The sequence below is a fragment of the Luteimonas cucumeris genome (genome assembly GCF_007830035.1).
Classification (GTDB): domain Bacteria; phylum Pseudomonadota; class Gammaproteobacteria; order Xanthomonadales; family Xanthomonadaceae; genus Luteimonas_C; species Luteimonas_C cucumeris.
Genome location: NZ_VLKN01000004.1, coordinates 239476 through 254244 on the forward strand (window position 1 = coordinate 239476; position 14769 = coordinate 254244).

Annotated in this window: 13 protein-coding genes; 8 read left to right on the top strand and 5 right to left on the bottom strand. The window is 64.6% G+C overall.

Features of this window, described 5'->3' with window-relative positions; all coding sequences use genetic code 11:
• Positions 1-45: 45 nt before the first annotated feature.
• From IP90_RS09845 to sucC, 5 genes are all read right to left on the bottom strand, one after another.
• Entirely contained in the window at positions 46-795 is a 750-nt protein-coding gene (locus IP90_RS09845; protein WP_144899456.1) for a GAP family protein, read from the bottom strand.
• Positions 755-2386, bottom strand: a complete 1632-nt coding sequence (locus tag IP90_RS09850; protein WP_144899457.1) for an NAD+ synthase — start codon at positions 2384-2386, stop codon at positions 755-757. The genes IP90_RS09845 and IP90_RS09850 overlap by 41 nt, the downstream gene beginning before the upstream one ends.
• On the bottom strand, positions 2383-2733 hold the full coding sequence (locus IP90_RS09855) for an endonuclease domain-containing protein (RefSeq protein ID WP_144899458.1): 351 nt from the start codon (positions 2731-2733) through the stop codon (positions 2383-2385). The genes IP90_RS09850 and IP90_RS09855 overlap by 4 nt, the downstream gene beginning before the upstream one ends.
• A gap of 286 nt (positions 2734-3019) precedes the next feature.
• On the bottom strand, positions 3020-3895 hold the full coding sequence (gene sucD / locus IP90_RS09860) for a succinate--CoA ligase subunit alpha (protein ID WP_144899459.1): 876 nt from the start codon (positions 3893-3895) through the stop codon (positions 3020-3022).
• An 84-nt stretch (positions 3896-3979) separates the two neighbouring features.
• Positions 3980-5149, bottom strand: coding sequence for an ADP-forming succinate--CoA ligase subunit beta (gene sucC / locus IP90_RS09865; protein WP_144899460.1), 1170 nt, complete (start codon positions 5147-5149; stop codon positions 3980-3982).
• Between the two features lie 196 nt (positions 5150-5345).
• Between sucC and IP90_RS09870 the strand changes: the two genes are divergently transcribed.
• The 8 genes from IP90_RS09870 to IP90_RS09910 all read left to right on the top strand — a co-directional run bounded on the left by IP90_RS09870 (position 5346) and on the right by IP90_RS09910 (position 14741).
• Positions 5346-6953 (top strand): sensor histidine kinase, encoded by a 1608-nt coding sequence (locus IP90_RS09870; protein WP_242007558.1) that lies wholly within the window; start codon positions 5346-5348, stop codon positions 6951-6953.
• A gap of 104 nt (positions 6954-7057) precedes the next feature.
• On the top strand, positions 7058-8479 hold the full coding sequence (locus IP90_RS09875; RefSeq protein WP_144899462.1) for a sigma-54-dependent transcriptional regulator: 1422 nt from the start codon (positions 7058-7060) through the stop codon (positions 8477-8479).
• A 681-nt stretch (positions 8480-9160) separates the two neighbouring features.
• Positions 9161-9586 (top strand): pilin, encoded by a 426-nt coding sequence (locus IP90_RS09885; protein WP_144899463.1) that lies wholly within the window; start codon positions 9161-9163, stop codon positions 9584-9586.
• A gap of 67 nt (positions 9587-9653) precedes the next feature.
• On the top strand, positions 9654-11567 hold the full coding sequence (locus IP90_RS09890) for a hypothetical protein (protein ID WP_144899464.1): 1914 nt from the start codon (positions 9654-9656) through the stop codon (positions 11565-11567).
• 42 nt (positions 11568-11609) lie between these two features.
• Positions 11610-12029: a pilin gene (locus IP90_RS09895; protein WP_144899465.1), complete on the top strand. Its 420-nt coding sequence runs from the start codon at positions 11610-11612 to the stop codon at positions 12027-12029.
• Positions 12030-12139: 110 nt separating this feature from the next.
• Positions 12140-13390 (top strand): lipopolysaccharide biosynthesis protein, encoded by a 1251-nt coding sequence (locus tag IP90_RS09900; protein WP_158635317.1) that lies wholly within the window; start codon positions 12140-12142, stop codon positions 13388-13390.
• The gene (locus IP90_RS09905; RefSeq protein WP_144899467.1) at positions 13387-14142 is read left to right on the top strand and encodes a class I SAM-dependent methyltransferase; all 756 of its coding nucleotides are present in this window, start codon (positions 13387-13389) and stop codon (positions 14140-14142) included. Before IP90_RS09900 ends, IP90_RS09905 begins: the two co-directional genes overlap by 4 nt.
• Positions 14139-14741, top strand: a complete 603-nt coding sequence (locus IP90_RS09910; RefSeq protein ID WP_144899468.1) for an HAD-IB family phosphatase — start codon at positions 14139-14141, stop codon at positions 14739-14741. Before IP90_RS09905 ends, IP90_RS09910 begins: the two co-directional genes overlap by 4 nt.
• Positions 14742-14769: the final 28 nt, after the last annotated feature.

The following is a 14769-nucleotide window of genomic DNA, read 5'->3' on the forward strand; positions in this document are numbered from 1 at the left end:
GCAACGGCGCTTCGGGGTTGCGACGGCTGCATGCCGCTGCAGTCGTCACAGCCGGGCGATGCCGCTGCTCACCAGCAACACGCCCAGCGTCAGCAGTGCGAAGGCGACGATGTGGTTGTTGTAATGGACCACCCAGCCCTTGAATCGCGCCAAGGGCGCCTGCGCGCGCTTGCCCAGCAGCAACGAGGCCAGCAGTGGCGCGAGCACGCCCAGGCTGGCGACGAGCGTGAAAACGATCAGCGCCGCCAGTTGAGCGTGCGGCAGCGGCGTTGCCGTTGCGATCGTCAGCCCGCCGGACATGATCAGCGGCACGTTCTTCGGATTGAACGCGATCGTCACGAAGCCCAGGCCCGCAGCACGGGGGGTCGTCAAGGTCTCGATCATTCCCATCCAGAATGGCGGCGCCGGCGACTGTCCATCTTTTGAACGCCTGTGCCACTGCACCAGGGCCAATCCCAGCAGCAGCAGTCCCAGCGGAATCCGCAGCGCCTCGATCCACGCCGGCATGCCGCCCTCGAGCCACGAGGCCAGGTCCACCAGCAGGATCGACACGCCACCGACCAACAAGAAGCCGGCGAACCAGCCCGTCAGGAACGCGCCCAGCACCGGCGCGTCCCTGCGCGTCAGCAGCATCACCGGAATCACCAGCACCGGCATCGTTGCCAGCAATACGCCGATCGCCAGCGGCAGGGACTGGGCTATGGCCGGCAGCATGGAGCGCGCCTGCCGCGCACGCGGGAGCCCGCCACTGCGATCACTCCCGATACCCGTTGCTGATCGGATAACGCCGCTCACGTCCGAACGCGCGGCGCGACACCTTCGGTCCTGGCGCCGCTTGATGACGCTTCCATTCGCTGATGCGCACGAGCCGCAGCACCTTGTCGACGGTGGCGATGTCGAAGCCGGCGCGGATGATGTCCTCGCGCGACTGCTCCTGGTCGACGTGGCGCAGCAGGATGGCGTCGAGCACATCGTACGGCGGCAGCGAGTCCTGGTCCTTCTGGTTGTCGCGCAGTTCCGCCGACGGCGGCCGCGCGATCACTTCCGGCGGGATCACAGGCGCGCCGGCGATCGTATTGCGCCAGTTCGCCAGCACGAACACCTCGGTCTTGTAGAGATCCTTGATCGGCGCATAGCCGCCGCACATGTCGCCGTAGATCGTGGCGTAGCCGACCGCGTACTCGCTCTTGTTGCCGGTGGTCAACAGCAGTCCGCCGAACTTGTTGCTCAGCGCCATCAGCAGCGCGCCGCGCGCCCGCGACTGCAGGTTTTCCTCGGTGGTATCGACAGGCTGCCCAGCGAAGGTTTCGGCGAGTGCGTCGAGATAGCCCTGGAACGGTTTCTCGATCGGCACCGCCAGCAGGCGCACGCCCAGCGCCTGGCACTGTTCGGCGGCAAGATCGTTGCTCAGGTCGGCGGTGTAGCGCGACGGCATGCGCACCGCAGTGACGTTGTCGGCACCAAGCGCGTCGACCGCGATCGCCAGCACCACCGCCGAATCGATGCCGCCGGACAGGCCCAGCCATGCCTTTTCGAAACCGTTCTTGCGACAGTAGTCGCGGGTGCCGCGTACCACCGCGCGCCAGGCAAGCGCATCGCGGCTTTCCTCGTCCTCGAACGGCCACGCCACCGGCGCGAACTTGCGCGATGCCGGATCGTAGTCGGCCAGCAGCCAGTGCTCCTCGAACGCACGCGCAGCCGGATGCACGAAGCCATCGCCGTCGGCCAGCACCGAAGCGCCATCGAACACCAGTGCGTCCTGCCCGCCGACGGCGTTGAGATAGGCCAGCGCCACGCCGGTCTCGCGCACGCGCTGCGCCAGCAACGCGTCGCGCTGGGCATGCTTGTCGCGTTCGAATGGCGAGGCATTGGGTACCAGCACCAGTTGCGCGCCGGCCTGCGCGGTCTGCGCCAGCGGTTCCGGAAACCAGAGATCCTCGCAGATCACCAGGCCAAGCATGACGCCGTCGACCTCGAACACGCAGGTATCGCGGTCAGGGTCGACATCGAAATAGCGGCGCTCGTCGAACACCGCGTAATTGGGCAGTTCGCGCTTGCGATAGGTCGCCGCGACGCAGCCGTCGCGCAGCACGCTGGCGGCGTTGTAGACCACCGAGCCGGCCGCCTGCGGCCAACCCACGACCGCGACAATACCCTGCGTGGAGGCAGCAATATCCTGCAATGCCGCATCGCAATCGGCCAGGAACGACGGCCGCAGCAGCAGGTCCTCGGGCGGATAACCGCTGAGCGCCAGTTCCGGGAACAGCACCACGTCGGCGCCGTACTCGTCGCGCGCTTCGGCGATCATCGTGATGATGCGCTGCGCGTTCTGCGCGACCGCGCCGACCGGGAAATCGAACTGGGCCAGGGCAATGCGCAGGGTCATCGCCGGTCTCCCGAAAGCTGCCGCAGGATCATGTCGCAGACGCCTTCCAGATTTTGCAGTACGTCATTATTCCAGAAGCGCAGGACGATGAAGCCTTGGCTGCGCAGGTACCGGTCGCGGCGGGCGTCGCAGATCGCGTCGCAGTGCTGGCCGCCGTCGACTTCGATCAGCAGCGATTTCGCCAGGCAGGCGAAGTCGACGACGTAGGGCCCGACAGGGTGCTGGCGCCAGAATTTGCAGCCGACCATGGCGGTGCGGTCGCGCAGCGCACGCCACAGGGCGCGTTCGGCGTCGGTCATGTCCCTGCGCAGGCGCCGGGCGGCATCGCGTTTCTGGCCTTCGCGCATCCTTGCGCTCCAGGTTCGATCAGGCTCAAGGATTACGCGTTTGCGTTCCGACTGCTATCGGAAAAATCTGAAATTGCTTGACACTCACCCTCACCCAACCCTCTCCCGTAAACGGGAGAGGGCTTCAAAATCGCCGCGGCTTGAGCCCTCTCCCGCTTGCGGGAGAGGGTTGGGTGAGGGCCCGCGCGTAAGCGCGGCAAAGCGCGGCGGCAGCACTACGACCGCCCTCCACCAAGCAAAAGGGCCGCCAAAGGCGGCCCTTTTGCCATGACCCATGGTGGATGGCTCAGCCCTGCAACCGCTTCGCGATCGCCGCCCCCAGGTCGCCGGGCGACTTCACCGTGGTCACGCCCGCCTTCTCCAGTGCAGCGAACTTGCCCTCGGCGGTGCCGGTGCCGCCCGACGCGATCGCGCCGGCGTGGCCCATGCGCTTGCCCTTCGGGGCGGAAGCGCCGGCAATGAAGCCGACCACCGGCTTGGTCACGTTCGCGGCGATGAACTCGGCCGCTTCCTCCTCCGCCGAACCGCCGATCTCGCCGACCATGATGATGCCTTCGGTCTGTGGATCATCCTGGAACAGGCGCAGCGCGTCGATGAAGTTGGTGCCGTTGATCGGGTCGCCGCCGATGCCGATGCAGGTCGACTGGCCGAGGCCGGCGTCGGTGGTCTGCTTGACCGCTTCGTAGGTCAGCGTGCCGGAGCGCGAGACGATCCCGATCTTGCCCGGCATGTGGATGTGGCCGGGCATGATGCCGATCTTGCACTCGCCGGGGGTGATCACGCCGGGGCAGTTCGGGCCGATCAGCACGACGTCGTCGTAGCCCTTCAGCGTGTTCTTGACGCGCAGCATGTCCAGCACCGGGATGCCCTCGGTGATGCAGACGATGACCTTGATGCCGGCATCGGCCGCTTCCAGGATCGCGTCGGCCGCGAACGGCGGCGGTACGTAGATCACCGATGCATCGGCACCAGTTTCGGCGACCGCGTCGGCGACGGTGTTGAACACCGGCAGGCCGAGATGTTCGCTGCCGCCCTTGCCCGGGGTGACGCCGCCGACCACCTGGGTGCCGTAGTCGAGCATCTGCTCGGCGTGGAAGCTGCCCTGGGTGCCGGTGAAGCCCTGGACGATGACTTTGGTGTTCTTGTTGATCAATACAGACATTGAATTGTCCCAGTAGGGCGGGCCCTGGCCCGCCATCGGAAATCGGAATCGCGTGCGGCAGGCTCGGGCCCGCCTACGTGACGGTCAGGCGGCCTTCTTCGCGGCGGCTACCGCCTTCTTCGCGCCATCGTTGATGTCGTCGGCCGGCGTGATCGCCAGGCCGCTGCCCTTCAGCAGCGCCTTGCCCTCTTCGACATTGGTGCCTTCCAGGCGCACGATCACCGGCACCTTGACGTCGACTTCCTTGACCGCGGCGATGATGCCCTCGGCGATCATGTCGCAGCGGACGATGCCGCCGAAGATGTTGACGAAGATCGCCTTCACGTCGTCGGACGACAGGATCAGCTTGAACGCCTCGGTGACGCGCTCCTTGGTGGCGCCGCCGCCTACGTCGAGGAAGTTGGCCGGCTCGCCGCCTTCCAGCTTGATCACGTCCATCGTCGCCATCGCCAGGCCCGCGCCGTTGACCATGCAGCCGATGTTGCCGTCCATGGTCACGTAGTTCAGGTCGTACTGGCTGGCACGGACTTCGGTCTCGTCTTCCTGGCGGATGTCGCGCATCGCGACCAGGTCGGGGTGGCGGAAGCTGGCGTTGTCGTCGGAGTTGATCTTGCCGTCGAGCACGGCCAGGTTGCCGTCGGTGAGGATGGCCAGTGGATTCAGTTCGACCAGCGCTAGGTCCTTCTCGTTGAACAGCTTGTACAGACCCAGCATGATCTTCGACAGCTGGTTGACCTGCTTGGCGGTCAGGCCCAAAGCGAAGCCGAGGTCGCGGGTCTGGTACGGCTGCAGGCCCTGCACGAAATTCACGTTGAGGGTCTGGATCGCGTCCGGATTCTCCTCGGCGGTCTTCTCGATTTCCACGCCGCCATCGCTGGAGGCGATGAAGGTCACCGACTGGCTGCTGCGGTCGACCAGCACCGACAGGTACAGCTCCTTGGCGATGTCGGTGGCCTGGGTGACCAGCACCGTGTCGACCGGCAGCGCGACGCCGGCGGACTGGTAGGTCGCCATCCTGGTGCCGAGCATGCCCTTGGCGTATTCGCGCACCTCGTCGAAGGTCTTGGCCAGCTTGACGCCGCCGGCCTTGCCGCGGCCGCCGGCGTGGATCTGCGCCTTGACGACCCAGAAGTCGCCGCCGATGGCCTTGGCGGCATCGACCGCCTCTTCCGGCGTGCGCGCGACGCGCCCGGCCGGTACCGCAATGCCGTAATCGGCAAACAACTGCTTCGCCTGGTATTCGTGGAAATTCATGTGGGGTCCATGCAGAAAGACAGACCGCGCGCGATGCTTTGCCGGGCAAAGCCGGTTTGAAGGGCGCGGGAGCCGTATTGTCGCCCAGCGCGCGGCTGCGAGGCAAAAAAACGCCGGGATGGATCGTTGCGGCTCCCGGGCTTGGTCCGCCTATACTCGGTCGCATGGGATCCGAGGGGGCTCTGCCTTGTTGACGCTGCGACGCCGACCCGAGCATCTGGATGCCGAGGGCGGGCTGCGCCGCGAGCTGTATTTCTTCGGCCTGTACCGGGTGCTGGAAGCCAGCCTGTTGGCCCTACTCGCCTTCGGGCCGGCGGCGGTGCTGGTCGGCCCGGTGCAATACCCGGTGCTGGTGGCGGCCACGGCGATGGGCTATCTCGCCGCCGCTGCGGTGCTGATGATCTGGGGGCGCGACAGCAATTCGCTGCGCACACCGGTCATCGCCGGCCTCCTGGTCGACATTGTCGTTGCCGCGCTGGCCACCCACGGCGCCCCGCAGGTCGCTTCCGGCATCGCCCTGATGCTGCTGTTCAATGTCGGCGCGGCGGCCTTGTTCCTGCCGTTGCGGCTGGCGCTGGCCGCCGCGGCGCTGGCTTTCGTGGTGATCCTGGGCCAGTACCTGTGGAGCGTGGCGGCCGGCGGCGACCAGCGGCCGCTGGCGGAAATCTTCATGTTCGGCACCAGCTACCTGGCGCTGGCGACGCTGATGAACCAGCTCGGCGGCCGCATGCAGGCCAGCGAGGCGCTGGCCACCCAGCGCGGCGTCGAGGTCGCCAACCTCGCGGAGGTCAACGAACTGATCATCCGCCGCATGCGCACCGGCGTGCTGCTGGTCGATGCCGACGGCCACATCCGCCTCGCCAACGAGGCCGCCCAGGCATTGCTCGGCGATGCCGGCGACGGGCGCCGCGTACTCGCCCTGTGCGCGCCGGAACTGGCGCGGCGATTGCAGCAATGGCGCAGCGATGGCGCTTCCGACAACACCCCATTGCGGCTGGGCAGCGAACAGGACGAAGTATTGCCGCGCTTCGCGCGCCTGCTCGCCAACAGCGAACTGTCGCTGGTGTTCCTTGACGACACCTCGCTGCTGTCGCGCCGCGCCGAGACGATCACGCTGGCCGCGCTCGGCCGCTTCTCCGCCAGCCTTGCGCACGAGATCCGCAATCCGCTGGCCGCGATCAGTTATGCCGCGCAGTTGCTGGAAGAATCCAACGACATCTCGCTGGCCGACCGGCGCATGCTGCAGATCGTGCGCCAGCAATGCGTGCGCATGAACGGCATCGTCGAAAGCGTGCTCGGCCTGGCCCGGCGCGAACGCGCCAACCCCGAGCACATCGAAGTCGTGGGCCTGGCGCGGCGCTTCATCGATGAATACGTCAGCGCCCACCCACTGGACGACGACAGCCTGCAGATCAGCCACCAGACCCCCACCCAGACGGCGCTGGTCGACCCGCGCCACCTGCAGCAGATCCTGACCGTGCTGGTCAGCAACGCCCGCAGCTATGGCCGCCTGCCCGGCCAGCCGGCGCGGATCACACTGCGCGTGCATCACGACGACGGCATCCCGAGCATCGACGTGCTCGACCGCGGCCCCGGCATCCCCGATGGCGCCGCCGATCGCCTGTTCCGGCCGTTCTACACCACCTCCGAGCACGGCACCGGCCTGGGCCTGTACATCGCGCGCGACCTGGCCAAGGCCAACGAAGGCGACCTGGACTACATCCGCACCCCCGGCGGCAGCTGTTTCCGCATCAAGCTGCCGGGATCGCGTGCGTTGCTGGGCCAGAGCATGGCGCGGGGATGAGGCGGCTCGGCTGAGCATTCGAGATCGCGTCGTCATCCTTTGTCGCGTCATTTGAGTCCGAGGCCGCGCCCAGAGTAAGGTAGCCGCGTCTCTGGGAGGGGTGCATGACCGAGCCGCGCAGCGCTTTGGTAGTCGACGACGAGCGCGACATCCGCGAATTGCTGGTATTGACGCTGGGCCGCATGGGCCTGCGCGTGGACACGGCCGCCACCGTGACCGGCGCGCGGGAAATGCTGTCGCGCGAAAAGTACGCGCTGTGCCTCACCGACATGCGCCTGCCGGATGGCTCGGGCATCGACCTGGTGCAGGAAATCTCGACCCGCCACCCCAACACGCCGGTGGCCATGATCACCGCGTTCGGCAACGTCGAGGCCGCGGTCGAGGCGCTCAAGGCCGGCGCGTTCGATTTCGTCGCCAAGCCGGTCGACCTGACCGTGCTGCGCGACCTGGTGCGGCACGCGCTGATGCTCGGCACCCACCGTGCGCAGATCGCCACCTCCGCCGGCCCGCGCCTGCAGGGCGATTCGCCGGCGATGGTCACCCTGCGCCAGACCATCGCCAAGGTCTCGCGCAGCCAGGCGCCGGTCTACATCGTCGGCGAGTCCGGCGTCGGCAAGGAGCTCACTGCGCGCAGCATCCACGAGCAGAGCGCGCGCGCCACCGCACCGTTCGTGCCGGTCAACTGCGGCGCCATTCCCACCGAACTGATGGAGAGCGAATTCTTCGGCCATCGCAAGGGCAGCTTCACCGGCGCCCATGCCGACAAGCCGGGCCTGTTCCAGGCGGCCGAGGGCGGCACCCTGTTCCTCGACGAAGTCGCCGAACTGCCACTGTCGATGCAGGTCAAGCTGCTGCGCGCGATCCAGGAAAAATCGGTGCGCCCGGTGGGCGCGGCATCCGAAGTACCGGTCGACGTGCGCATTCTCTCTGCCACCCACAAGAACCTCGAGAAGCTGGTCGACGAAGGCCGCTTCCGCCACGACCTGTACTACCGCATCAACGTGATCGAACTACAGGTCCCGCCGCTGCGCGAGCGCCGCGACGACCTGCCCGGGCTGGCGCAATCGATCCTGCAACGCCTGGCGATCCCGCACCATCGCGTGCCGCCCACGCTGAGCCGATCCGCGCTCGACGCGTTGAACGCGTATTCTTTCCCCGGCAACGTGCGCGAACTGGAAAACATCCTCGAACGTGCCATGGCCATGGCCGACGGCGACACCATCGAAGCCGCCGACCTGCGCCTGCCCGCGCGCGGCGCGGAGCCGCCGCCCGCAACGTCGACATCGACGCCTGCAGCCGCACCCATCCAGCAGCCCTCCCTCACCGACCCGCGCTTCGATCCCAGACGCCTGGATCCGGGCGACACCGCCGGCAGCGCCCTGCCGATGTACATCGAACAGATGGAACGCGCCGCGATCGAGAAGGCCCTGCAGGACCACCGCTACAACAAGACCAAGACTGCCGCTGCGCTGGGCATCACTTTTCGGGCGTTGCGGTACAAGCTGAAGAAGCTTGGGATCGACTAGCGCACGCGTCGGGGCGTTGCCCGACCTACCGTAGGTTAAGGAGCCGCGAGGCACCCATTGTTGGGTCATGCGCTCGACAGCGCTCAGTGGCAATCGTCCTCACGCTGATACCGCGCGGCCAGTACGGTAACGGTCTGATCGTTCAATCGAACAGCGCTGCATACCCGGAAGCACCGAAGCCGATCACCAATTCGTGCAGGAATGCGTCCGCTGCAATGGCCTAGCGGCAGCTCAGGGGCAAACACTCAGACACGCCTCGTGCCACAGCGAAGAAACCAGGTTTCGATCAAGACGCAATACGGCGCTCCAATGTCTACTGGAGCGCATCGTGCGCAACCGCTCTTGATCTCTCGGGCACCCGAAAAGCATCGGTTCAAAGGGGCACTTCTACAGGGATTGACCGACAGCCGCTAAGGCAAAATCTGACAAAGCGCCTAGCCACAGGACACTACATGACGCTAAGCGTCAGTTTCTGTCCCGCCTCATTGTCGAGCATCCACATTCTGCCCGTGGCTGTAGTCACAGTTCCAAACATGCGCCATGCAACCACGCGGATTGGCACGGGTTCTGCGTATTATTCCGTGCACGTGCGGCATCGCACGGCTGCCCAACGGACCGGTCCGGTACAGACGGGCTTACGCGGCACGTGAAATTTTCATCACTCCTAGGGGATACACACAGATGAAGAACCAACAGGGCTTTACCTTGATCGAACTGATGATCGTCGTTGCGATCATCGCCATCCTGGCCGCCATCGCGCTGCCGGCTTACCAGGACTACGTGGCCCGTTCGCAGGTTACCGAAGCGATGAGCTTGGCTTCCGGTTCCAAGACTGCCGTCGCCGAGTTCTACGCCGACCGCGGCGTTTGGCCGACGACGAATGCCGAGGCCGGCGTTGCGGGGGCAACCTCGATTTCCGGCAAGTATGTCGCCCAGACCGCAATTGCGGCCAATGGCGTCATCACCTCGACCTTCTCGACCTCGGCCAACACGAAGATTGCGAGCGATACTCTGACCCTGACCCCGAGCGACGCGTCCGGCGGCAGCATCGCCTGGACCTGCGGCGGCACGGTCGAAGCGAAGTATCGTCCGAGCAGCTGCCGTTAATTCGTAACGGCCAATCGACGTTTGTGTGCAAAGGGCCGCTCTGCGGCCCTTTGTTTTCTGGTCCTTAATGATTCCTCGATCGACAACTATTCGCATCTGGTCGCTCCTGCTGCTGGTAACGGCAGGCGCTTTGGTGTATTGGCCGGGTCTGCATGGCGGGTTCATCTTCGACGACTTCCCGAATCTAGTCGCGGACCCCGACTGGAAAGTCACCTCGCTGGATCCTGCGCAATGGCGTAGGGCCATGGCGCACGGCATCTCGAGCAGCCAAGGGCGACCTCTGGCGATGCTCAGCTTCGCTTTCAACCACTACACGACGGGAATGGCTGCATTCCCCATGAAAGTTACCAACCTCCTTTTTCATCTTCTGAATGGGGTGCTGGTATACGTTCTTTGCGAGGCGCTGTTTGCACGCGCGACGGCTTCGCGCCAACCCGCCCTTGGGCGCTTCGCCGCGTGGGCGGTGGCTGCGGCATGGCTGCTGCACCCGATGCAAGTCTCAAGCGTCCTGTATGTCGTGCAACGCATGGAACTGGGCGCCCAATGCTGCATGCTATTGGCCTTGATCGCGTATTTTTACGGCAGGGTCGCCCGGATCGAAGGACGCCGTTGCTGGCCATGGTTTGCTCTTGCATGCACCGCGCTGCCGGTAGGCCTGGGCTTCAAGGAAACCATTTTTCTCGCCCCGGCTTTTGCTCTGCTTCTAGAGGTGTTTGCGCTCCGCTTCCAAGGTCACGGAGGCAAACGTTCTGGCGCTTTGACTGGAACGTATGCGGCCGGAGTTGCAGTCGCATGCGCGGTATTCGCATTCGCCATCGTGCCTCACTACCTCTTCGAAAACGCATACGCGTTCCGAGATTTCACCCTGGGTCAACGCTTGTTAACCCAAATGCCCGTGCTCGTAACGTACCTTGGGCAAACGGTATGGCCGATTCCGAGCCGACTTCTGTTCTATTACGACAACTATCCGATATCCACCGGGTTTTTTTCGCCAGTCGCGACCGCCTACGCAGCTGGCATGCTGCTGCTGCTGTTCGCGATCGCGGCAGCCGCATGGAAAACATGGCCGCTGGTAGCTTTCGGAATCGCCTGGTTTTTCGTCGGCCATGCGCTTACTAGCAATGTGGTGCCCTTGGAGCTGGCGTTCGAACATCGCAACTACCTGGCTCTGCTGGGACTGCTGATAGCGATTGCACCGCCACTCGCGTGGCTGGGCAAAGGCTTAAGTGTAAGCGTGCGCCGATTCGTCGTCCTGCTCTTGATCCTGACCTTGGCTACCCTGAGCGCGATCCAGACGCTGACTTGGGGCGAGCCAACCCGATTGGCCTTCGCGTTGGCGTCGCGCAATATCGATTCCCCGCGCGCTTCTTACGAACTCGGGAAATTGCTGCTGGAGTCCGCCCACAACGACACCCGATCGCCGCAGTGGTCCATGGCGCGCAAGGAGTTCCAGCATGCAGCGGCCCTTCCGTCGAGCCCGCCGCTCGCGGAGCAGGCGCTGATCATCATGGACGCTCGCACCAGCGGCGAGATTCCCAAAGAAATCTGGGAATCGTTCCGCAAGAAGTTGATCCGCAGGAACGTGGGCCCAGAGGAGATACTGGCGCTTCATGCGGTCTCGACATGCCGCATCCGCAGCCTGTGCCGACTGGACGACCAGGAGCTTTTTTTGACGTTCTTGGTCGCTCTGGAGCACAACCCCCGCTCGGCGGCATTGCATGTCCTCTACGCCAATTTCGCATTCAACGTCCTCCGCGACCACCCATTAGCCATACGTACCATGAGGGAGGCCGTTCGTCTGCGGCCGGACAAGCTGGACTATCAAGTCGGCCTGCTCCGATTCCTTTTGGCATCAGGCTTGCATAGAGATGACACAGAGGTAGCGGCGCTGCTCGCCCGTGTGCGCGCAGGCAATTCGGATGGACGCCTGGACGAGGCGATCCGTGAGTTCGAAGCGCGTTCCTCTGATCGGAGACAGTGATACCGGCCGCACTTTCAGGCGGCGAAAAAAAGGGGGAAGGCAATGGCGCGACACAACGGCTTCACCTTGATCGAGCTCATGATCGTCATCGCCATCATCGCGATCCTAGCTGCGATAGCGTTACCCGCTTACCAGGATTACGTGGCCCGCTCTCAGGTCAGCGAAGGGTTGAGTTTGGCTACGGGGGCCAAGGAGGCCATCGCCGGTTATTACGGCGACAAGGGGCAGTTCCCTACTGATAATCACACCGCAGGAATGGCTCTGTCGGGGTCGATCTCGGGCAACTACGTCCGATCGGTGAGCATCGACAATGCCGGACTGATCACGGTTATCTTCGGCAGCTCTGCAAGCGCGAAAATAAGTGGGCAAAGCCTGACCATGCAGGTCACCGAGCGAAACGGTAGCCTGAGCTGGCAATGCGGCGGATTGCCGGGTAAGTACATGCCGAGCTCCTGCCGCTAGCGAAGGCCTTCGTGATACACGCAGGCCATTGCCTGCGTGTATAACTCCCGCACCTAGGTTCATTGGGCGCGCTCTTGCCTCCCTTCCCACGCCTCGCTTCCGGTTCGCTGGTGGCCAACACCGTGCTGACCACGTTCTGGCAGTTCACACGCGTGGGCCTGCAACTGCTGTGGACGCTCATCATCGCCCGCAGCCTCGGCGCGGAGGCCTACGGCAAGTTCGCGGGCATCTCGGGACTGGCCGCGCTGATCGGCACTTTCTCGGGAATCGGCATGGGCCTGTTGATGTTGCAGCAGGTATCGCGGCGCACGGACCATTTCCCGGAGTACTGGCGCAAGGCGTGGGGATCGACATTGCCGCTGGGCGCCGCGCTGGCGCTGGCGTTCGGCCTGGCCGGCTCGGCCCTCATGGGAGGAACCGCCGGCGCGACCGTGTTCTTGCTGGTGGGATTGGTGGAGCTGCTCTTCCTGCCGCTGACGATCGTGTCCAGCTATGCGTTCCAGGCGCACAACCGTATGGGCTTGGCCAATATGATCTATGTCTTCATGCCTGCGGCCAACCTGCTCGCAGGCCTGTTGTTCTTGGCGTTCGGCACGGCTTGGGATCTCGCGCACTACCTGTATTTCCACGCGGCGATGGCGGCGCTCGCCGCGTTGGCTGCCGTTATCGTCGTGGTGCGGCTGCTCAAGCCCGGTCTCGTGCCGCTGTCGATCGGCACGACCGAATTGCGGGAAGCGGCAGGTTTCTCGCTGATGCGCCTGGCCGACACCGGCCTGGGTTCGTTCGACAAGACTTTGGTCTTACGCCTGGCCGGCGCCGAAGCGGCGGGCGCTTACACCGCGGCGTTCCGCTTGGCTACGGTGCTGGTCCTGCCGGTGGTCGCTTTATCCATGTCGGCCTTGCCTAGGCTGTTCCGCGAAGGCGAGCACTCGCGCGGCGGTGCCTCGCCGTTCGTGGGAAAGATGCTGCGCCATGCGTTGGTCTATGGCCTGCTGGCCGGCATAGTCATGTGGTTCGCCGCCGATCTGCTGCCTTGGCTGCTGGGCGAGACCTTTGCACGCGCCGCGTCCGCCGCGAAATGGATGTCGCTTTCGCCCTTGCTGATGGGGCTATGCGCTTTGGGTTCCAACGTCCTGCTCACCAGTCAACGTCGCAACCGCCGCATCCTGGCGCAATGCATCGGACTGGCGTCAATGGTGTTGATCGCTGCATGGCTAATGCCCAGTTTCGGCTTGCACGGCGCCGTTTTGACCTTGCTCGCCGCCCAAGCCGTGACCGCAGCGCTGCTGTGGGCCCTGGTCTTCAAAAAACCGCCTAGTTTCCAGCATAATCGGTTGACTAGGATCCGCTTAAAATCATGACCAGAATCCCCACTGCCCCTGGCGCCAAAGGCCCGCGTATCGATCGCGATGCGGTGCTCTCGTTCTTCGAACAGCGCGCGGGCAAGGTCGGTGAACTCGGTCCGTTGCGCGCGGTGATCTATCAGGACAAGCATCCCGACTTGGCCGAGCGGCGCGATGCGGCCGAGAAGACGCTGATCCGGCCCCTGCTGGAGCTGAGCGGCACACAGAGGCTCATCGATATTGGCTGCGGTACCGGCCGTTGGGTGGACGAAATCGCCGCCGATTGCGGCTTCTACTTGGGAATCGACGCCAGCCCTAGCCTGATTGCCCATGCGCGCCGGCTGCATGTCTCGCGCGAGAACTGCGCTTTCTCGGTTGCTTCGGCCGACGAGCTGACGCTTGATATCCTGGGGCAGCAGCAACCTTTTGATCGCATCCTGTGTGCCGGCATCGCGATCTATCTCAATGACGACGAACTGGATCGGATGCTGGCCGGATTCGCGCACATCGGCGCGGCTTCGGCCCGCATCCTGATGCGCGAGCCGATGGGCATCGGAGAGCGGCTGACCATTCGCGACCATTACTCCGACGATCTTGAGCAGACCTACAACGCGATCTACCGCACGGAAGGGGAAGTCATCGACGCCATGTCCCCCTTGTTCGCACAAGGATTCGCCGTGACGGGGAGCGGCGACGTCTACGCCGATGCTTCGCTCAACAACCGGCCTGAAACCCGGCAACGATGGCTTACGCTGGAGCGGTTCGCATGAAAACTGCGTTCTGCTTCGACCTCGACGGCACCCTGACATCGACCGAAATACTCCCTTCGATCGCATCTGAGGCCGGCATCGCGGAGGAAATCGCCACGCTGACCCGGATCACGATGGAAGGCCTGATCGGCTTCGACGATTCGATGCGGTTGCGAACCTTGATCCTGGGCCAGATACCGTTAGCCCGAATCCACGGAATCATCGCCGAAATTCCGCTCGACCCCCGCCTGCTCGACTTCGTGACGCGGAATCCGGAGGACTGCTTCGTGGTGACCGGGAACCTGGACCTCTGGGTCGGCCCGCTGATCGAGCGGCTGGGCTGCAGGGCCTATACCTCGCGCGCGTCGATGGGCGATTCTCGCGTGCTGCTGGAACATGTCTTGGACAAGGGCGATGTCATCAGACGCATCCGCGCGTCTCTCGAGTACCAACGTATCATCGCCGTCGGCGACGGCGCCAACGACGTCCCGATGTTCCAGAACGCCGACATCGCCATCGCCTTCGGCGGCGTGCACAGCCCGACCGCATCCGCGGTCGGCGCCGCCTGCTACGTCGTCCATGACGGAGAAACCCTGTGCTCCCTGTTACAGGCGCTGTAATTGCCGCTGCAGGTTTGGGCTCCCGGCT